Origin of the sequence: Catellatospora sichuanensis (assembly GCF_007483665.1) — a bacterium.
Classification (GTDB): domain Bacteria; phylum Actinomycetota; class Actinomycetes; order Mycobacteriales; family Micromonosporaceae; genus Catellatospora; species Catellatospora sichuanensis.
Genome location: NZ_VIQO01000001.1, coordinates 222,680 through 236,243, shown reverse-complemented (window position 1 = coordinate 236,243; position 13,564 = coordinate 222,680). Strand labels below are relative to the sequence as shown.

Below are 13,564 nucleotides of genomic sequence, written 5' to 3'. Positions count from 1 at the left end.
ACGGGATGCATCCACCGGCTGCCGATTTCGGCCACGTCCACCGGTGCGGTGGGCGCCCGCCGCGGCTGAGCCGGGACCGGACCGGGATCCTCGCCGAGGACGCCTCAGCGCGTCAGTCCGGGATCAGGGGCAGCCGGGCCCGGTGGACGGGCGGACGCACGTGTCGGTGCCGGTGCCGCCGTCGTTGGTGTTCGTGCCGTCGCCGCCGTTGAGCAGGTCGTTGTTGGGTCCGCCGAACTGGTTGTCGTTGCCGGTCCCGCCCAGCAGGTAGTCCTCGCCGTTCCCGCCGATCAGGAGGTCGGCGCCGCCATCGCCGCGCAGGTAGTCGTTGCCGTCGGCCCCTTCGAGGGTGTCCGCGCCGTCGCCTCCGACGAGGTAGTCCGCGCCCGCATTGCCGCACAGCAGGTCGCCGCCGCCGCGGCCGTCGATGTAGTCGTTGCCGCCCAGGCCGAAGATCACATCGACGCCCGAGGTGCCGACGATGTAGTCGGCGCCGTTGGTGCCGACCCTGGTCGGCGTGGCCGTCGCGCAGGTCACCAGGGCCGTCGCGGCCTGCTGCCCGGCGTTGGACCCGTCATCGGGGACCAGCGCGCCGGCCGTGGTCGGCCCGGCCAGGCCGCCCGCCAGCATGCCGGTCGCGACGATCAATCCGGCCGCCGCCGCGCGCGCCCATCCACGGCGACTTTGGAACACACTCTTCGCGAGCATCGCTCACCCCCGGGCGGACCGTTCACGCCGGGCGATGACCTGCCCCGTGCAGGTCGGCGTGTGTCTTGGCCGTCCGATGTGCTCCAACGCGAAGCAACTGACCAGGTTACGGCCATGATCCGGAGACCCGTGCAGACCGGTGCCGGTGGCGCAACCGTACGAGGCGGGCGGACGTCCCATGTTGGGACGCCCGCCCTTTGCATCGATCCCTGACCCCTCAGACGCGGCGGAGCGCCCGGACGGATCCCGTCGATCATGAACTTTTGTTCATGACACGCCGTCGAGCCGTGCCACAAGTTCATGATCGGCGGGTGGGGGTGGGTCAGGCGGGGAGGCGGGGGCCCTGCTCGCGCTGGGTGGCGAACCAGGACTCCACGTCGTCGGCGGTGCGGGGCAGGCCGGCGGAGAGGTTGACCGCGCCGTCCTTGGTGACCAGCACGTCGTCCTCGATGCGGATGCCGACGCCGCGCAGCTCGGCGGGGACCAGCTCGTCCTCGGGCTGGAAGTACAGGCCGGGCTCGACGGTGAGCACGTAGCCCTCGTCCAGCTCGCCGTCCTTGTACTTCTCGTGGCGGGCGTGCGCGCAGTCGTGCACGTCGATGCCGAGCATGTGCCCGAAGCCGTGCAGCGTCCACCGGCGGTAGATCGTCGACTCCTTGGACATCGCCTCTTCCACGCTCACCGGCAGGATGCCCAGCTCGTGCAGACCCTCGGCGAGCACCCGCATGCAGGTGGTGTGCACGTCGGCGAACTTCACGCCCGGCTTGATGAAGTCCATGCCGGCCTGCTGCGAGCGGTGCACGATGTCGTACACCTGGCGCTGCAGCGGAGTGAACGTGCCGCTGACCGGCAGGGTCCGGGTGATGTCGGCGGTGTAGAGGTTGCGGTTCTCCACGCCCATGTCCAGCAGCAGCAGCTCGCCGGGGGTGGTGCGGCCGTCGTTGCGGATCCAGTGCAGCACGGTGGCGTGGCTGCCGGCGCCGACGATGGAGCTGTAGCCCACCGTGTTGCCGTCGTGGCGGGCGCGCAGGCCGAACACGCCGTCGATGAGCCGCTCGGAGACCGGCCGGTCGGCCGGGATGATCCGGGCCACGTCCTCGAAGCCGCGGACGGTGGCGTCGATCGCGTCCTGCAGCTGCGCGATCTCCCACTCGTCCTTGACCAGCTTCATCTCGGAGATGGTGTGCGCCAGCTCGCGGTCGCGCTCCGGGGCGGTCGCCCGGACCAGGCCGTCGACGTGCGGGTCGAGGCCGCGCAGCAGCCGGGTGCGGCCGGGCGCGAGGTCGTCGAGCAGCTCGGCCAGCTTGTCCAGGTGCGCGGTCTCGATGCCGAGCTCGGCGGACTTCTCGCGCAGCGTGTGGCGGCGGCCGATCCACAGCTCGCCGTAGCGGCGGTCCTTGAAGAACTCGTCGGTGTCGCGCGGGGAGCGCGGGCGCACGTACAGCACCGCGTCGTGGCCCGAGCCGTTGGGCCGCATGACCAGGACGCTCTCCGGGTCGTGCTCGCCGGTCAGGTAGACGAAATCGCTGCCTGGGCGGTACATGAAGTCGGTGTCGTTGGCCCGCACCATCTCGTGCCCGGACGGGATCACCAGCGTCTCGCCGGGGAACGCGGCCGACAGCGCCGCGCGCCGCTTGGCGTGGTTCGGGGCCTCCGCCCGCAGGGTCACCGGGAGCTCGGTGTCGCTCCATCCGGTGCGCATGAACTGCAGGAACTTCTCCGGGTACGCAGGGTCGTGCGACTCGGTGCCCTTCTTCTCTTCAGTCATATTGCCGCCTCCGAGCATGGTCTTCGTGTGTTCCGAGCCTATCGCCCGCCGTTGGCTGGCATGATTGCCCACGTGTGTGGACTTTTGGCCTTTTTCAGTAGTCAGGGCACGGTTGATGCCTACTCCGGGCCGCTTCGCGAGGCCCTGGAACGGCTGCACCACCGGGGTCCCGACGACACGGGCCTGGACGTCGTGGACACCGACGCGATCTTCGCGCACAAGCGCCTGGCGATCATCGACGTCGAGTTCTCGAAGGAGCCGCTGCCCTGGTCGCCGCCCGGCCCGGACAGCGCCGACTCGGCCGAGGCCCGCTACCTGCTCACCTTCAACGGGGAGATCTACAACTACCTCGAGCTGCGCCAGGAGCTGATCGACGAGCACGGCGCGAAGTTCGCCACGCAGGGTGACGGTGAGGTCATCGTGGCGGGATACCACTACTGGGGTGAGGCGGTGCTGGACCGGCTGCGGGGCATGTTCGCCTTCGTGATCTGGGACCGGCAGGAGCGGCTGGCGTTCGGCGCTCGCGACGGGTTCGGCATCAAGCCGCTGCACTACCTGCAGACCGTGGACGGGCTGTTCCTGGCCAGCGAGAAGAAGGCGCTGCTGCCGTTCGCGCCCAGCGCCGCGGCGGGCAACGCGGGCATCGACCCGGTGCAGTTGTCGCACCTGCTGACGTTCCAGTACGTGCCGGAGCCGCACACGCTGCACTACGGCATCGAGCGCATCGGCTCGGGCGAGTGCCTGACCTGGCGGCCGGGCCAGGCGGGCGAGCGCACCGGCGGGGAGTTGACCAAACGCCGCTGGTTCCGGCCGGTGCTGCGACCGCAGCTGTCGGTCGACGACCCGCGGCGGCTGTTCGCGCAGATACACGAGACGCTGCGCGAGAGCGTACGGCTGCACATGCGCTCGGACGTGCCGGTCGGCGCGTTCCTGTCCAGCGGCATCGACTCCACCGCGGTCGTGGCGCTGGCCCGGGAGTGGAACCCGAACATCCTGACCTTCACCGTCGGCTTCGACGTGCCCGGCTACTCCGAGATCGACGTGGCCCAGGAGTCGGCCCGGCACCTGGACGTCACCACCATCCCCACCAAGATCGGCGCCAAGGAGATGATGGAGGCGCTGCCCCGCATCGTCTGGCACCTCGACGACCCGGTCGCCGACCCGTCGCTGGTCCCGCTCTACCACGTGGCGCAGACCGCCGCGAAGCACGTCACCGTGGTGCTCTCGGGCGAGGGCGCGGACGAGTTCTTCGGCGGCTACGGCATCTACCGCGAGCCGCTGTCACTGGCCCCGCTGACCAGGCTGCCGCACTCGTTCCAGCGCGGCCTGCGGGCGCTCTCCAAGGCGATCCCGCGGGGCATGCGCGGCAAGAGCTACCTGGAGCGGGGCACCACCCCGCTGACCGAGCGGTTCAGCGGCAACTCGCGGATCTTCACCGAGGACGCCGAGATCCGCCGCCTGCTGCGCCGCCGGGAGTCGGTCGAGGCGGCGGCCCGGTTCACCGACGTGACCGCGCCGCTGTACGCCGAAGCGGCCGGTGACGGCCTCGACGACGTGGCCACCATGCAGTACGTCGACATCCACACCTGGCTGCGCGGGGACGTGCTGGTCAAGGCCGACCGGATGTCCATGGCGCACTCGCTGGAGCTGAGGGTGCCGTTCCTGGACCGCGAGGTGTTCGCGGTGGCCTCGAAGATCCCGCTGGAGCTCAAGGTGCCGCCGCGCTCCAACGCGACGAAGTACGCCATGCGCAAGGCCCTCGAACAGGTCGTGCCGCCGGCCATCGTGAACCGGCCGAAGCTGGGCTTCCCGACTCCGACCCGGGTCTGGCTGGCCGGCGAGATGTACGACTGGGCCCGGGAGATCCTGCACACCTCCGGCGCCGACGACCTGCTCGATCTGTCCTATGTCGACGGTCTGCTCAAGGAGCACCGCGCCGGGGGCGCCGACAACTCCCGCAAGATCTGGACGGTGCTGGTCTTCTGTGTCTGGCACTCCATCTTCGTGGCCCGCACCCTGGACCCCGGCGTGGGGCGCAACGAATCCGCGCTGCTGACGAAACCCGTCGTCGGCTCGATGGTTTCCTGACCGTTGACGCCGTGCCATGCTTGCTCTGACAACCGACGCCGCGCTCGCGCCCACGGTGTCACACCGTCCAGGTGGGACACCGGAATCCGCGACCGGCGGAGCCGTCAGGGGAGGCGGGATGGCGCAGCCGGTCCTGGTGGAAGTCTCATCCCTGTTGAGACCCGACGCGCTCGTCTCCGCCCGGGGGCTCTGGCGTGTGCCGGGGCCCCCGCGGCTGCTGCACGCCGACGTCACCGGCATGCCGGACACCGCACTGCCCTGGCTGCGGGAACTCGTGGAGGAGCTGAGCCGGGACGCCGATCTGACCGTGCTGGGCGGCGCCGATGCGACCCGGCTGTTCGGGCCCGTTCCGCCGCTGCGGGCGGCGCGGCGGCTGCGGGCCCTGGGCCGTGGCGCGGTGCTGCTGGCGTGCGGTCCGGCCGTGTCGATCCTCATCTGCGACGATCCGGACGGCAGGCCCCGCGCGGACGGTCCCACCGACATCCTGATCGGACTGTCGGTAACACCGACGTTACCGAACCTGCAGGCCGCGATGGGTTCCAGCGGTGTGCCGTGGGACGCACCGGGCTGGTTGGATCTAGCGGAGAAGGCCGCCGCGGCCTAAGGTGCCTTCGTGCCCCTCGTACCTGACACGGACAACGACGACACCGCGCCCGAAAGCCTCTTCGCCGTGCTGCGCCATGCGGTGCTGGACGGTCCCGGATCGACGCCGTCGCGGGTGCGCCACGTCGTCGCCCACGCCAAACTCGACGAGGTCTCCCACGAGTTGCGCGGTTACGTCGACACCATGCGCGAGCACGCCTGGCGCAGCACCGACGAGCAGGTGCGCGACCTGCTGAGCGTGGGCTGGTCGGAAGACCAGGTCTTCGAACTGACCGTGGCCGTGGCGCTGGGCGCCGGGCAGCGGCGGCTGGACGCCGGGCTGGCCGCGATCGCGCGGGCCGAGGCCCGGCTGGCCGACGGCGACGCCACACCGGTCCGGGTCGTGCCCGCGCAGCCGGCGGCGACCCTGCCGCCCGGCGTTCAGGCGGAGGTCACGCGGCATGCGGCTGCCTAGCCTGAGCCGGTCCTGGCGCTTCAGCGACCGGGTCAAACTGAAGATGATCCGGATCGCCAGCGGACGCCCGCCGGCCGACATCCTGAAGATCCTGCACTACCGGCGGGAGTTCTTCGGCGAGCCGTTCACCACCTGGGTGCACCAGGTGCTGCGCGGCCCGTCCGAATGGAGCATCGGCGAGCGTGAGCTGATGGCCACCTTCGTGTCGAACCTCAACCAGTGCCGCTTCTGCGCGGGCAGCCACGGCGCGATCGTCGACGCGACGCTCGGGCCGGAAGTGACCACCGCGGTGCTGGCAGATTGGCGCACCGCCCCGCTGCGGGCCCCGCTGCGAGCGGCGTTCGCGCTGTTGGAGACGCTGACGCTGCAGCCGGGCGAGGTCGGCCCGGAGCTGGTCGAGGCGGCCTACGCGCATGGCGTCACCGAGCAGGGCGTGCGCGACGTGGTGCACGTCTGCGCGATCTTCTGCACCATCAACCGGATCGCGGACGCGGTCGACTTCGCGATCCCGGACGACAAGGGCTTTCAGGGCGACGCGTATCAGCTGCTCAAGCGCGGCTACGCGATCGGCTAGAACCTCAGCCGATCGTGTTCGGCGTGGCCGCGTCCAGTTGGGCGTAGCCGCGCCGGACCGCGTGCTCGGCCTCACGCAGCCCGGCTCCGCCCCAGCGGGCCAGCGCGCTGGCCGCGGCCACCTTGGCCACGTCGCCGCTGTCGCCGTGCGCCTCGCGGATCAGCCAGTCCAGCGCGGCCAGCTCGTCGTGGGCGATGGTGAGGAACTCGGCGTCGACCAGCTCGCCGTGACCGGGCACCACCACCGTGTCCGGCCCGACCGTCCGGGACAGCGCCAGCAGCGTCTCCGGCCAGTCCAGCGGGTACGAGTCGGCGAACCCCGGCGGGGCGCCCTCCTCGACCAGGTCCCCGGCGACGAGCACATCGTCCACGCGTACCACCAGGTCCCCGGCGGTGTGGCCGCGGCCGTGCCAGGCCAGGCGCACCTGCCGCCCGCCGATGTCGATCAGGTCTTCGCGGTCCACGTCGGCGGTCGGCGGCCGCAGCGTCACCCGACCCACCGCCCGGGCCGTGCGCTCGTCGTCGGGCAGCAGCTCCTGCTCCCAGGCCCGCTGCCACTCCCGGCCGTGCTCGCGCAGCTCGCGGCGGCACTCGCGGTGCCCCCAGATCGGGGTTTCCGGCCCGGCCAGCGTCGCGTTGCCGAAGCAGTGGTCGAAGTGGAAGTGCGTGTTCACGATGCCCAGCGGCTTGGCGGTGACCGCCAGCACGGCCTCCTGCAGCTCACGGGCCTGGGACTCGGTGGACAGCGTATCCACCAGCAGCGCACCGGTCTCGCCGGTGATCAGCGTGCAGTTCACCCGCAGGTACGGGTACACCAGCACGAACACCCCGTCGGCGATCTCGGTGAACTCGGTCATGACGTCGTCGCCTTCTCCACGAAGCGGTGCCGGTCCACCAGGACCCGCTCCACCCGACCCTCCGCCGCGACGGTCTCGCCGTCGCGCAGGATCACCTCGAAGGTGAGCTTGCGGCCGTCGACCTTCGTCAGCAGCGCCTCCGCCACCACGGTACGGCCTACCGGCGTCGCCGACCGGTGATCCAGCTCGACACGCACCCCGACCGTGGTCTGCCCGGACTCCAGGACTCGCGCGGTGGTCGCCACGGTGGCCGCCTCCGCCAGCGCGACCACCCGCGGAGTGCCCAGCACCGGGACGTCGCCCGAGCCCAGCGCCTGCGCCGTGTCCGCGTCACTCACCGTCAACTGCACCTTCGCCGTCAGGCCTGCCGTGAGCTGCTGCATGCGCCACAGCCTAGGCGCTCACCCGGCCGGCCGCATGCAACCGTGACCGCCTGCGCTGCCCGGACGACGTGTGCCGCAGGCGGTGAGCAGGTCACACTCGACCGGTCCCGGACTCCGATGTCATCCGCTCGGGACGGCGGATCCGGCGGTCACCCGGCACAGTGGTGGTACACATTGGAGGTGGCGGTGCTGGTCGACTTCGACGGGGAGCGGCTGGACGTGGTCGCGGCCGAGGGGCTCACCGCGGCGCACGCCGCGCAGATCCGGCAGGCCGTCTACGACGGTCGGCTGCTGCGCTTCCCCGACCCGGCGTGGCGGTGCGCCTACCTGGGCGCGGGCGAGGAGAAGGCCTGCTTCGCCGTACGCGATGCCGACGGCCGGATGTTCGTGCTGGAGGTCATCGACGAACGCACGTACCTCAACGGGCGCTTCGTCGGCGGGGTCTACTTCGGCGACCACCGGGTCCCGGGACTGGCCGGTGTGCCGAAGTCCGCCCGCGCGGCCGTCGGGCTGCGCTTCACCGGCCTGGTCAAGGCCAGGCAGTGGGTGCACGGCCACGAATGGGCGCGCTTCCTGTGGCGGCCGGACCGGCGCAGCCGCCTGGACGCGCTGCTCACCGCGTACCTGCGGCTGGTCCTCGGCGCTCGCTACGACCGCTACCGGCGGCGATACTCCGACGTGCACGAACGCAACGTGATGTTCGAGGTGCGCCCGGCCCGCGCCAGGGGAGTGCCGGTGCTCGCCCGGGACCTGTCCGGCCGGGTCCGCCTCGTGCGGGTCGGCCTGCAGCCGATCGACCTGCGCTGAGCGGGTCAGGCCGCGGCGACCCAGTAGAGCTGCTTGTGGCCGCGGGCCTCCATCTCGGCGGCCAGCGCCTCGGCCTCCTCGCGGGTGCCGCACCGGCGCACCTCGTACCGGTTGCCGTTGTCGTCCTGCCGCCACACGACCCAACGTGGCGGGCTGCTTTCGGCGTTCATCTGTCTCCTCGGCGCAGCTCGTGAACGGTCATTCTCCGTGGTAAAGCCGTTCGAGGTCGACCAGCTCCAAGCCGGGGTCCTCGGCGGCCAGGCGCTGGAGCGCGGGAGTGAACCCGGCGCGGCTGAACAACAGCAGGCGGACCGGATCGGGCGTGGCATTGCTCGGAAGCAGGTCACGCACATGGCGCAAGCGGTGCAGTTCGGTCTCGCCGACCGGTTTGGCGGTGGCCTTCACCTCGCCGATCGCCAGCACCCGGCGCGGCTCGAACGGTTCCTCCCGCATCGCGACGACGTCGATCTCGTGGCCCTGGCCGTGCTCGCGGCAGGCGATGACGGCGGAGCGGACCTGGTTGGGCCAGCCGCCGAGGGTCTGCTCGGCCGCGTGGGCCTGGGTCCACTCCCGCGCGAGCTGCTCCAGGTGCGGGCCGTAGATCTTGGAACTGATCGTGTCCGCCTTGCTCTGCCAGACCCGCTTGCCCTGCCGGAGGGCGAACGCCGCATCGTTGCCGACGATGACCAGTTGGTGGAAGCGGATCAGCGGTTCCCAGATGCGGTAGGAGGGCCGCTGTCGGCGGAACGCGTCGTCGGCCCGTTCGATCAGCCGGACGCTTTCCAGCACCCCCAGCGGGTGGCCGAGTGCGGTGTCGGGCCGGCCGAGGGCATTGGCGATCTCGGAGCGGCGGTGCGCGCCTCGGCTGATCGCGGCGAGTACGGAGAAATACAGGGCGGGGTCGGCGATCTCGGTCTGCTGGCGCAGCAGCACGTCACCCTCGTGGAACATGACCGACGCCGGGTTGAGCAGGCGATCGACCACCCATTCGTCGAACTCGGCGAGCGTGTGCGGTGCCGTTTCCGACATGGCCGGGTAGGCCGGGGTGCCGCCGACCAGCGCGTTTATCCGGAAGGCCAGTTCGGGGTCGCGTGCACCCCAGAACGCGGCGGCGTCGCGGTAGCCGAGCGGGTGTACCAGCAGCTCCAGCGAAGCCCGGCCGCGCAGCGGCGCGGTGCCGCCGAGAACGTTGCGCATGGTGGTCATGGCGCTGCCGCAGAGGATGAGGCGGGCCTGGCTGCTGCCCCCGCGGTGATGCGGCTCCAACGCGATCTGCAGGTGTGACGCGATGCCGTCGACGCTGTCCAGCAGGTAGGAGAACTCGTCGAGTACCACCGTGACGGGTGCGTGCTCGCCGAGGCGCAGCAGGGCGTCGATCGCATCGGGCCAGCCGGCGAACTGTGCCGGCGTCTGCCCGGTGAACTGGTGATAGGTGGCGCTCAGCGCGGCGAGGTTCTGGTCGGCTGCCTGCTGTGCGGCGGTGAACATGAAGCCGCCGGTGGCGCGGGCCAGTTGCGACAGCAGGAACGTCTTGCCCTGCCGGCGGCGGCCGTAGACCAGGCCCAGGGACGCCGCCTGGCGTTCCTGGCTGACGAACCCGCTCAGCGCGTCCCACTCGTGGACACGGTCGAAGAGTTCCTTGGGTTTGGCCACGGCGGGCTTCGCTGCCATGGGGCGAAGTATAACTGGGTTTATAGTAAGTCGAGTTATACCGTTGCGGCGCGGGCCGCGCGGGCGCGGGTGGTCAGCTCGTCGGCCCAGGCGAAGGCCTCGGCCAGCGGGCGGTGCACGGCCGCGGCTGGCGTCGAGCCGGCGACGTCGACGTACACCGTGGCCAGGCCGAGGCGGCGCTGCCAGGGGCCTTCGGTGACCCGCACGCTCTGGATCCGGGCGTACGGCACCACGGTCAGCTGCCGGGTCAGCAGGCCGTCCACGGTGGCGAACGCGTGCTCGGTCAGTCCCGCGGCCAGCACCCGGCGGCGCAGCGGGGCCAGCCAGCGGGCCCGGTCCGGCACCGGTGACAGGGGCAGCGCGGTGATGTCGAGGCCGGGCAGGGCCAGCGGCACCATCGCCCGGGCGGTCTCCACGGTCGCCACCGGCAGCAGCCGGTCGGTCTCGGCCCGGCTCTGCTGGCCGTCGGCGCCGACCGAGTTCTGCCCGGCGACCGCGAGGGTGACCCGCAGCCAGCCCTTGCCGCGCCAGAGCAGCGGCCAGGTCACCGTCAGCGACTGGACGCGCCGCGAGGCGACCACCTGGCTGCGGGTCTCCAGCTTGCCGTGGCGGATGCGCAGGCGCTCGTCGGCCGTCCGCCCGATCCGGAAGTTCCAGAAGTTGAGGATGCGCATCACGGGCGCGCCGATGGTGCCCGCGACGGCGGTGACCATGCTGGCGACGGCGAAGACGCCGAACTCACTGTTGAAGACCAGCTGGCCGACGATGTAGAGCACGGCCAGCGGGGTGAACATGACCGGCGGGGTCAGGAACTGGCTGACCACGACGTCGTTGTTGTCCACCCGGTAGACGTCGGGCTCCTCGGACCGTGCCGCCTCCGGCAGCCCCGTCTCGGCCGGGGCCGTCTCGGCGGCCGGCGCCGGGGTGCGGCTGGCCAGGGCCAGCAGCCGCGCGCGCAGCGCGTCCGCCTCGGCCAGGGGCAGGAACGCCAGCGGGGCCTCGGCCTTGCCCGCCCCGGCCACGTCCAGCCTCAGCTCGGACAGCCCGGCCAGGCGGGCCAGCACCGGCTGCACCACCTCGATCGACTGGAGCCGCTCCAGCGGCACCGCGCGGGTGCGCCGGAACAGCACCCCCTCGTGGATGCGCAGCTCCCGGCCGACCACCTCGTAGCCGGTGAAGCGCCAGGCGACGGCGGAGTAGAGCAGCACCAGCACCAGCAGACCGAGCAGGACCAGGGCGTATCTGTCGGGGCCGAGGTTCTGCAGGCCGCGCCAGGACACGGCGGCGACGATCAGGAACAGCGTGCGCACGCTCTTGAGCACCGGGCTCAGCGGGTGCAGCCGCTGCCGGGCGATCACGGTGTGCGGCTGCGGGCCGGGCTCGGCTGCGGGCGGCGGCACGCGGCCCGGGAGTTGCCCGTCGCGAGCTTGCTGGTCGCGCTGAGCACCAGGCGGCTCGTGGCCGGCGGGCTGTTCCGGCGGCGACGGCGGCGCCGTGGGCACCGGGTGCTCAGGAGGGGTGGCGGATGCGGTCACAGGCCCTCACCGGCGTCCTCGCCGAGCGCCGCGAGCCGGTCGCGCAGGCGGGCGGCCTCGGCGGGCTCCAGGCCCGGAATGGTCGCGTCGGAAGCCGCGGCGGCGGTGTGCAGCTGCACGGTGGCCAGGCCGAAAGCGCGCTCCAGCGGGCCGGCGACGACGTCGACGTACTGCATGCGGGCGTACGGGACGATGGACAGGTGCCGGACCATGCGGCCGTGCCGGACCAGCAGGTCGCGCTCGCGCTCGGCGTAGCCGTAGGAGCGGGCGGCGCGCACCGCCACCACGCCCCGCACGACGGTGAAGACCAGCACCGCGGCGGCCGCGAACAGGGCCCAGGCGGAGCTGGTGAAGAACCAGATCACGGCACAGACGGCGAGCATCACGGCGGTGCTGATCGCGACGCGGGTGAGTTCCAGCGCGACCAGCCGTGGCGACACGGGACGCCACGCCACCTCGCCCGGCCACGGGTCGAGGGCGCTGCGCGTCGCGGTGTGCAGTGGTGAATCCAGGCGCGGGTCGGTCACGTTTCGACGATAGACGATCAGGTCATGGGCAGCGTCTCGCGCAGGAAGCCCCGTGCGGACAGGAAGTCGGCCAGGGTCTGGCGGTGCTCGTCGCAGGCGAGCCAGGTCTTGCGCCGCTGCGGGTCGTGCAGCTTGGGGTTGTTCCAGCGCAGCTCCCAGACGGCCGCGGCGCGGCAGCCCTTGCGCGAGCAGATCAGGGGAGCCTCGGCCTCGATCACGTCGTGGAGCCTACCCGTGCAACAAAAAAGCCCGAGCTGGGCTCGGACTGGTGTTTGGCGTGCCGGGCGGCCACGGGGGAAGCCGCCCGGCAACGCACGAATATTAACCACGCGCCGGGCGCGGAGGGAAGAGTGCCGGGGCATCCGTTCGGATGAAATCAAACGCCGCGTCGAACAGGTTCGCACACCCGAGGGTTTCGCCGGAATAACGGCACTATGCCGCATAAGTCGGCTGTTCATGCGAGGCTGGGGCAGGTCAGGAACCCGTCGGTAACCGAGGAGCCGTGGTGCAGCCCATCACCTACGACAACGCCGCCGGCCCCGCGCTGACCGGCGGCGCCGACGCCGGCCCCGCGACGGTCGCCACCCCCGCGCAGGACGCCACGCTGCTGGAACGCGCCCTGTTCGAGGTCAAGAAGGTGATCGTCGGCCAGGACCGGCTGATCGAGCGCATGTTCGTGGCCCTGCTCGCGCGCGGGCACTGCCTGCTGGAAGGCGTGCCCGGGGTGGCCAAGACGCTGGCCGTGGAGACGCTGGCCACCGTGGTGGGCGGTTCCTTCGCCCGGGTCCAGTTCACGCCGGACCTGGTGCCCGCGGACATCGTCGGCACCCGTATCTACCGCACCGGCAGCGAGACCTTCGACGTCGAGCTGGGTCCGGTGTTCGTCAACTTCCTGCTCACCGACGAGATCAACCGCGCCCCGGCCAAGGTGCAGTCGGCGCTGCTGGAGGTCATGGCCGAGCGGCACGTGTCGCTGGGCGGCATCACCCATGCCGTGCCGGATCCGTTCCTGGTCATGGCGACCCAGAACCCGATCGAGCAGGAGGGTGTGTATCCGCTGCCCGAGGCGCAGCGGGACCGCTTCCTGCTGAAGGTGCTGGTGGGGTATCCGACCGACACCGAGGAACGGGAGATCGTCTACCGGATGGGCGTCGCGCCGCCGCGAGCGGTGCCGATACTCACCACCGAGGCGCTGATCGGCCTGCAGGAACGCGCCGACCAGGTGTTCGTCCACAATGCTCTGATCGACTACTCGGTACGGCTGGTGCTGGCCACCCGCGCCCCGGCCGACCACGGGCTGCCCGACATCGCCCGGCTCATCCAGTACGGCGCCAGCCCGCGCGCCTCGCTGGGTCTGGTGCGGGCCACCCGGGCGCTGGCGCTGCTGCGCGGGCGTGACTACGCGCTGCCGCAGGACGTGCTCGACATCGCCCCGGACATCCTGCGCCACCGGCTCGTGCTCAGCTACGACGCGCTGGCCGACGAGATCCCCGCCGACTATGTCGTCGGCCGGGTGCTGGCCGCGGTGCCGCTGCCCTCCGTCGCGCCGCGGCAGCAGGCGACATGAGCGGGCGGGGCCCCGGTCCCGGT

Annotated in this window: 15 protein-coding genes; 6 read left to right on the top strand and 9 right to left on the bottom strand. The window is 71.6% G+C overall.

The window, feature by feature from the left end; all coding sequences use genetic code 11:
* Positions 1-123: 123 nt before the first annotated feature.
* Both FLL47_RS16015 and FLL47_RS16010 read right to left on the bottom strand, forming a co-directional pair.
* Positions 124-708, bottom strand: coding sequence for a calcium-binding protein (locus FLL47_RS16015; RefSeq protein WP_144121310.1), 585 nt, complete (start codon positions 706-708; stop codon positions 124-126).
* Positions 709-1,030: 322 nt separating this feature from the next.
* Positions 1,031-2,476: an aminopeptidase P family protein gene (locus tag FLL47_RS16010; RefSeq protein ID WP_144121309.1), complete on the bottom strand. Its 1,446-nt coding sequence runs from the start codon at positions 2,474-2,476 to the stop codon at positions 1,031-1,033.
* Between the two features lie 72 nt (positions 2,477-2,548).
* On the opposite strand from FLL47_RS16010, the gene asnB reads away from it, so the two are divergent.
* The 4 genes from asnB to FLL47_RS15990 all read left to right on the top strand — a co-directional run bounded on the left by asnB (position 2,549) and on the right by FLL47_RS15990 (position 6,195).
* Complete coding sequence (asnB, locus tag FLL47_RS16005; protein ID WP_144121308.1) at positions 2,549-4,564, top strand: asparagine synthase (glutamine-hydrolyzing); 2,016 nt, start codon at positions 2,549-2,551, stop codon at positions 4,562-4,564.
* A 118-nt stretch (positions 4,565-4,682) separates the two neighbouring features.
* Positions 4,683-5,168 (top strand): hypothetical protein, encoded by a 486-nt coding sequence (locus FLL47_RS16000; protein WP_144121307.1) that lies wholly within the window; start codon positions 4,683-4,685, stop codon positions 5,166-5,168.
* 9 nt (positions 5,169-5,177) lie between these two features.
* Complete coding sequence (locus FLL47_RS15995; RefSeq protein ID WP_144121306.1) at positions 5,178-5,621, top strand: hypothetical protein; 444 nt, start codon at positions 5,178-5,180, stop codon at positions 5,619-5,621.
* On the top strand, positions 5,608-6,195 hold the full coding sequence (locus FLL47_RS15990; RefSeq protein ID WP_186315754.1) for a carboxymuconolactone decarboxylase family protein: 588 nt from the start codon (positions 5,608-5,610) through the stop codon (positions 6,193-6,195). The genes FLL47_RS15995 and FLL47_RS15990 overlap by 14 nt, the downstream gene beginning before the upstream one ends.
* Positions 6,196-6,199: 4 nt before the next feature.
* Here the strand turns inward: FLL47_RS15990 and FLL47_RS15985 are convergent, their stop codons facing one another.
* Complete coding sequence (locus tag FLL47_RS15985) at positions 6,200-7,051, bottom strand: MBL fold metallo-hydrolase (protein ID WP_144121305.1); 852 nt, start codon at positions 7,049-7,051, stop codon at positions 6,200-6,202.
* Complete coding sequence (locus FLL47_RS15980) at positions 7,048-7,434, bottom strand: thioesterase family protein (protein WP_144121304.1); 387 nt, start codon at positions 7,432-7,434, stop codon at positions 7,048-7,050. Before FLL47_RS15980 ends, FLL47_RS15985 begins: the two co-directional genes overlap by 4 nt.
* Before the next feature lie 180 nt (positions 7,435-7,614).
* Between FLL47_RS15980 and FLL47_RS15975 the strand changes: the two genes are divergently transcribed.
* On the top strand, positions 7,615-8,241 hold the full coding sequence (locus FLL47_RS15975; protein WP_144121303.1) for a hypothetical protein: 627 nt from the start codon (positions 7,615-7,617) through the stop codon (positions 8,239-8,241).
* 5 nt (positions 8,242-8,246) lie between these two features.
* On the opposite strand, the gene FLL47_RS42955 is transcribed toward FLL47_RS15975, so the two are convergent.
* From FLL47_RS42955 to FLL47_RS15955, 5 genes are read right to left on the bottom strand one after another with little or no spacing between them, the layout of a single operon-like run.
* A complete protein-coding gene (locus FLL47_RS42955) occupies positions 8,247-8,411 on the bottom strand; it encodes a hypothetical protein (protein WP_186315753.1) in 165 nt (54 codons plus the stop codon).
* A 28-nt stretch (positions 8,412-8,439) separates the two neighbouring features.
* A complete protein-coding gene (locus FLL47_RS15970) occupies positions 8,440-9,912 on the bottom strand; it encodes an AAA family ATPase (protein ID WP_246158018.1) in 1,473 nt (490 codons plus the stop codon).
* A gap of 35 nt (positions 9,913-9,947) precedes the next feature.
* Positions 9,948-11,447, bottom strand: coding sequence for a PH domain-containing protein (locus tag FLL47_RS15965; protein WP_246158015.1), 1,500 nt, complete (start codon positions 11,445-11,447; stop codon positions 9,948-9,950).
* Entirely contained in the window at positions 11,444-11,974 is a 531-nt protein-coding gene (locus FLL47_RS15960; RefSeq protein WP_246158004.1) for a PH domain-containing protein, read from the bottom strand. The genes FLL47_RS15965 and FLL47_RS15960 overlap by 4 nt, the downstream gene beginning before the upstream one ends.
* A gap of 17 nt (positions 11,975-11,991) precedes the next feature.
* Entirely contained in the window at positions 11,992-12,192 is a 201-nt protein-coding gene (locus FLL47_RS15955) for an acetone carboxylase (RefSeq protein WP_246158002.1), read from the bottom strand.
* A gap of 284 nt (positions 12,193-12,476) precedes the next feature.
* Here FLL47_RS15955 and FLL47_RS15950 point away from each other — a divergent pair, with 284 nt between their 5' ends.
* Positions 12,477-13,541 (top strand): AAA family ATPase, encoded by a 1,065-nt coding sequence (locus FLL47_RS15950; RefSeq protein ID WP_425457698.1) that lies wholly within the window; start codon positions 12,477-12,479, stop codon positions 13,539-13,541.
* The last annotated feature ends 23 nt before the right edge of the window (positions 13,542-13,564 follow it).

Coding starts and splice junctions, on each gene's coding strand:
- FLL47_RS42955 (WP_186315753.1), bottom strand. CDS start 8,411: ATGAACGCCGAAAGCAGCCCGCCACGTTGGGTCGTGTGGCGGCAGGAC.
- FLL47_RS15980 (WP_144121304.1), bottom strand. CDS start 7,434: ATGCAGCAGCTCACGGCAGGCCTGACGGCGAAGGTGCAGTTGACGGTG.
- FLL47_RS15970 (WP_246158018.1), bottom strand. CDS start 9,912: ATGGCAGCGAAGCCCGCCGTGGCCAAACCCAAGGAACTCTTCGACCGT.
- FLL47_RS16015 (WP_144121310.1), bottom strand. CDS start 708: ATGCTCGCGAAGAGTGTGTTCCAAAGTCGCCGTGGATGGGCGCGCGCG.
- FLL47_RS15990 (WP_186315754.1), top strand. CDS start 5,608: ATGCGGCTGCCTAGCCTGAGCCGGTCCTGGCGCTTCAGCGACCGGGTC.
- FLL47_RS16000 (WP_144121307.1), top strand. CDS start 4,683: ATGGCGCAGCCGGTCCTGGTGGAAGTCTCATCCCTGTTGAGACCCGAC.
- FLL47_RS15985 (WP_144121305.1), bottom strand. CDS start 7,051: ATGACCGAGTTCACCGAGATCGCCGACGGGGTGTTCGTGCTGGTGTAC.
- FLL47_RS16010 (WP_144121309.1), bottom strand. CDS start 2,476: ATGACTGAAGAGAAGAAGGGCACCGAGTCGCACGACCCTGCGTACCCG.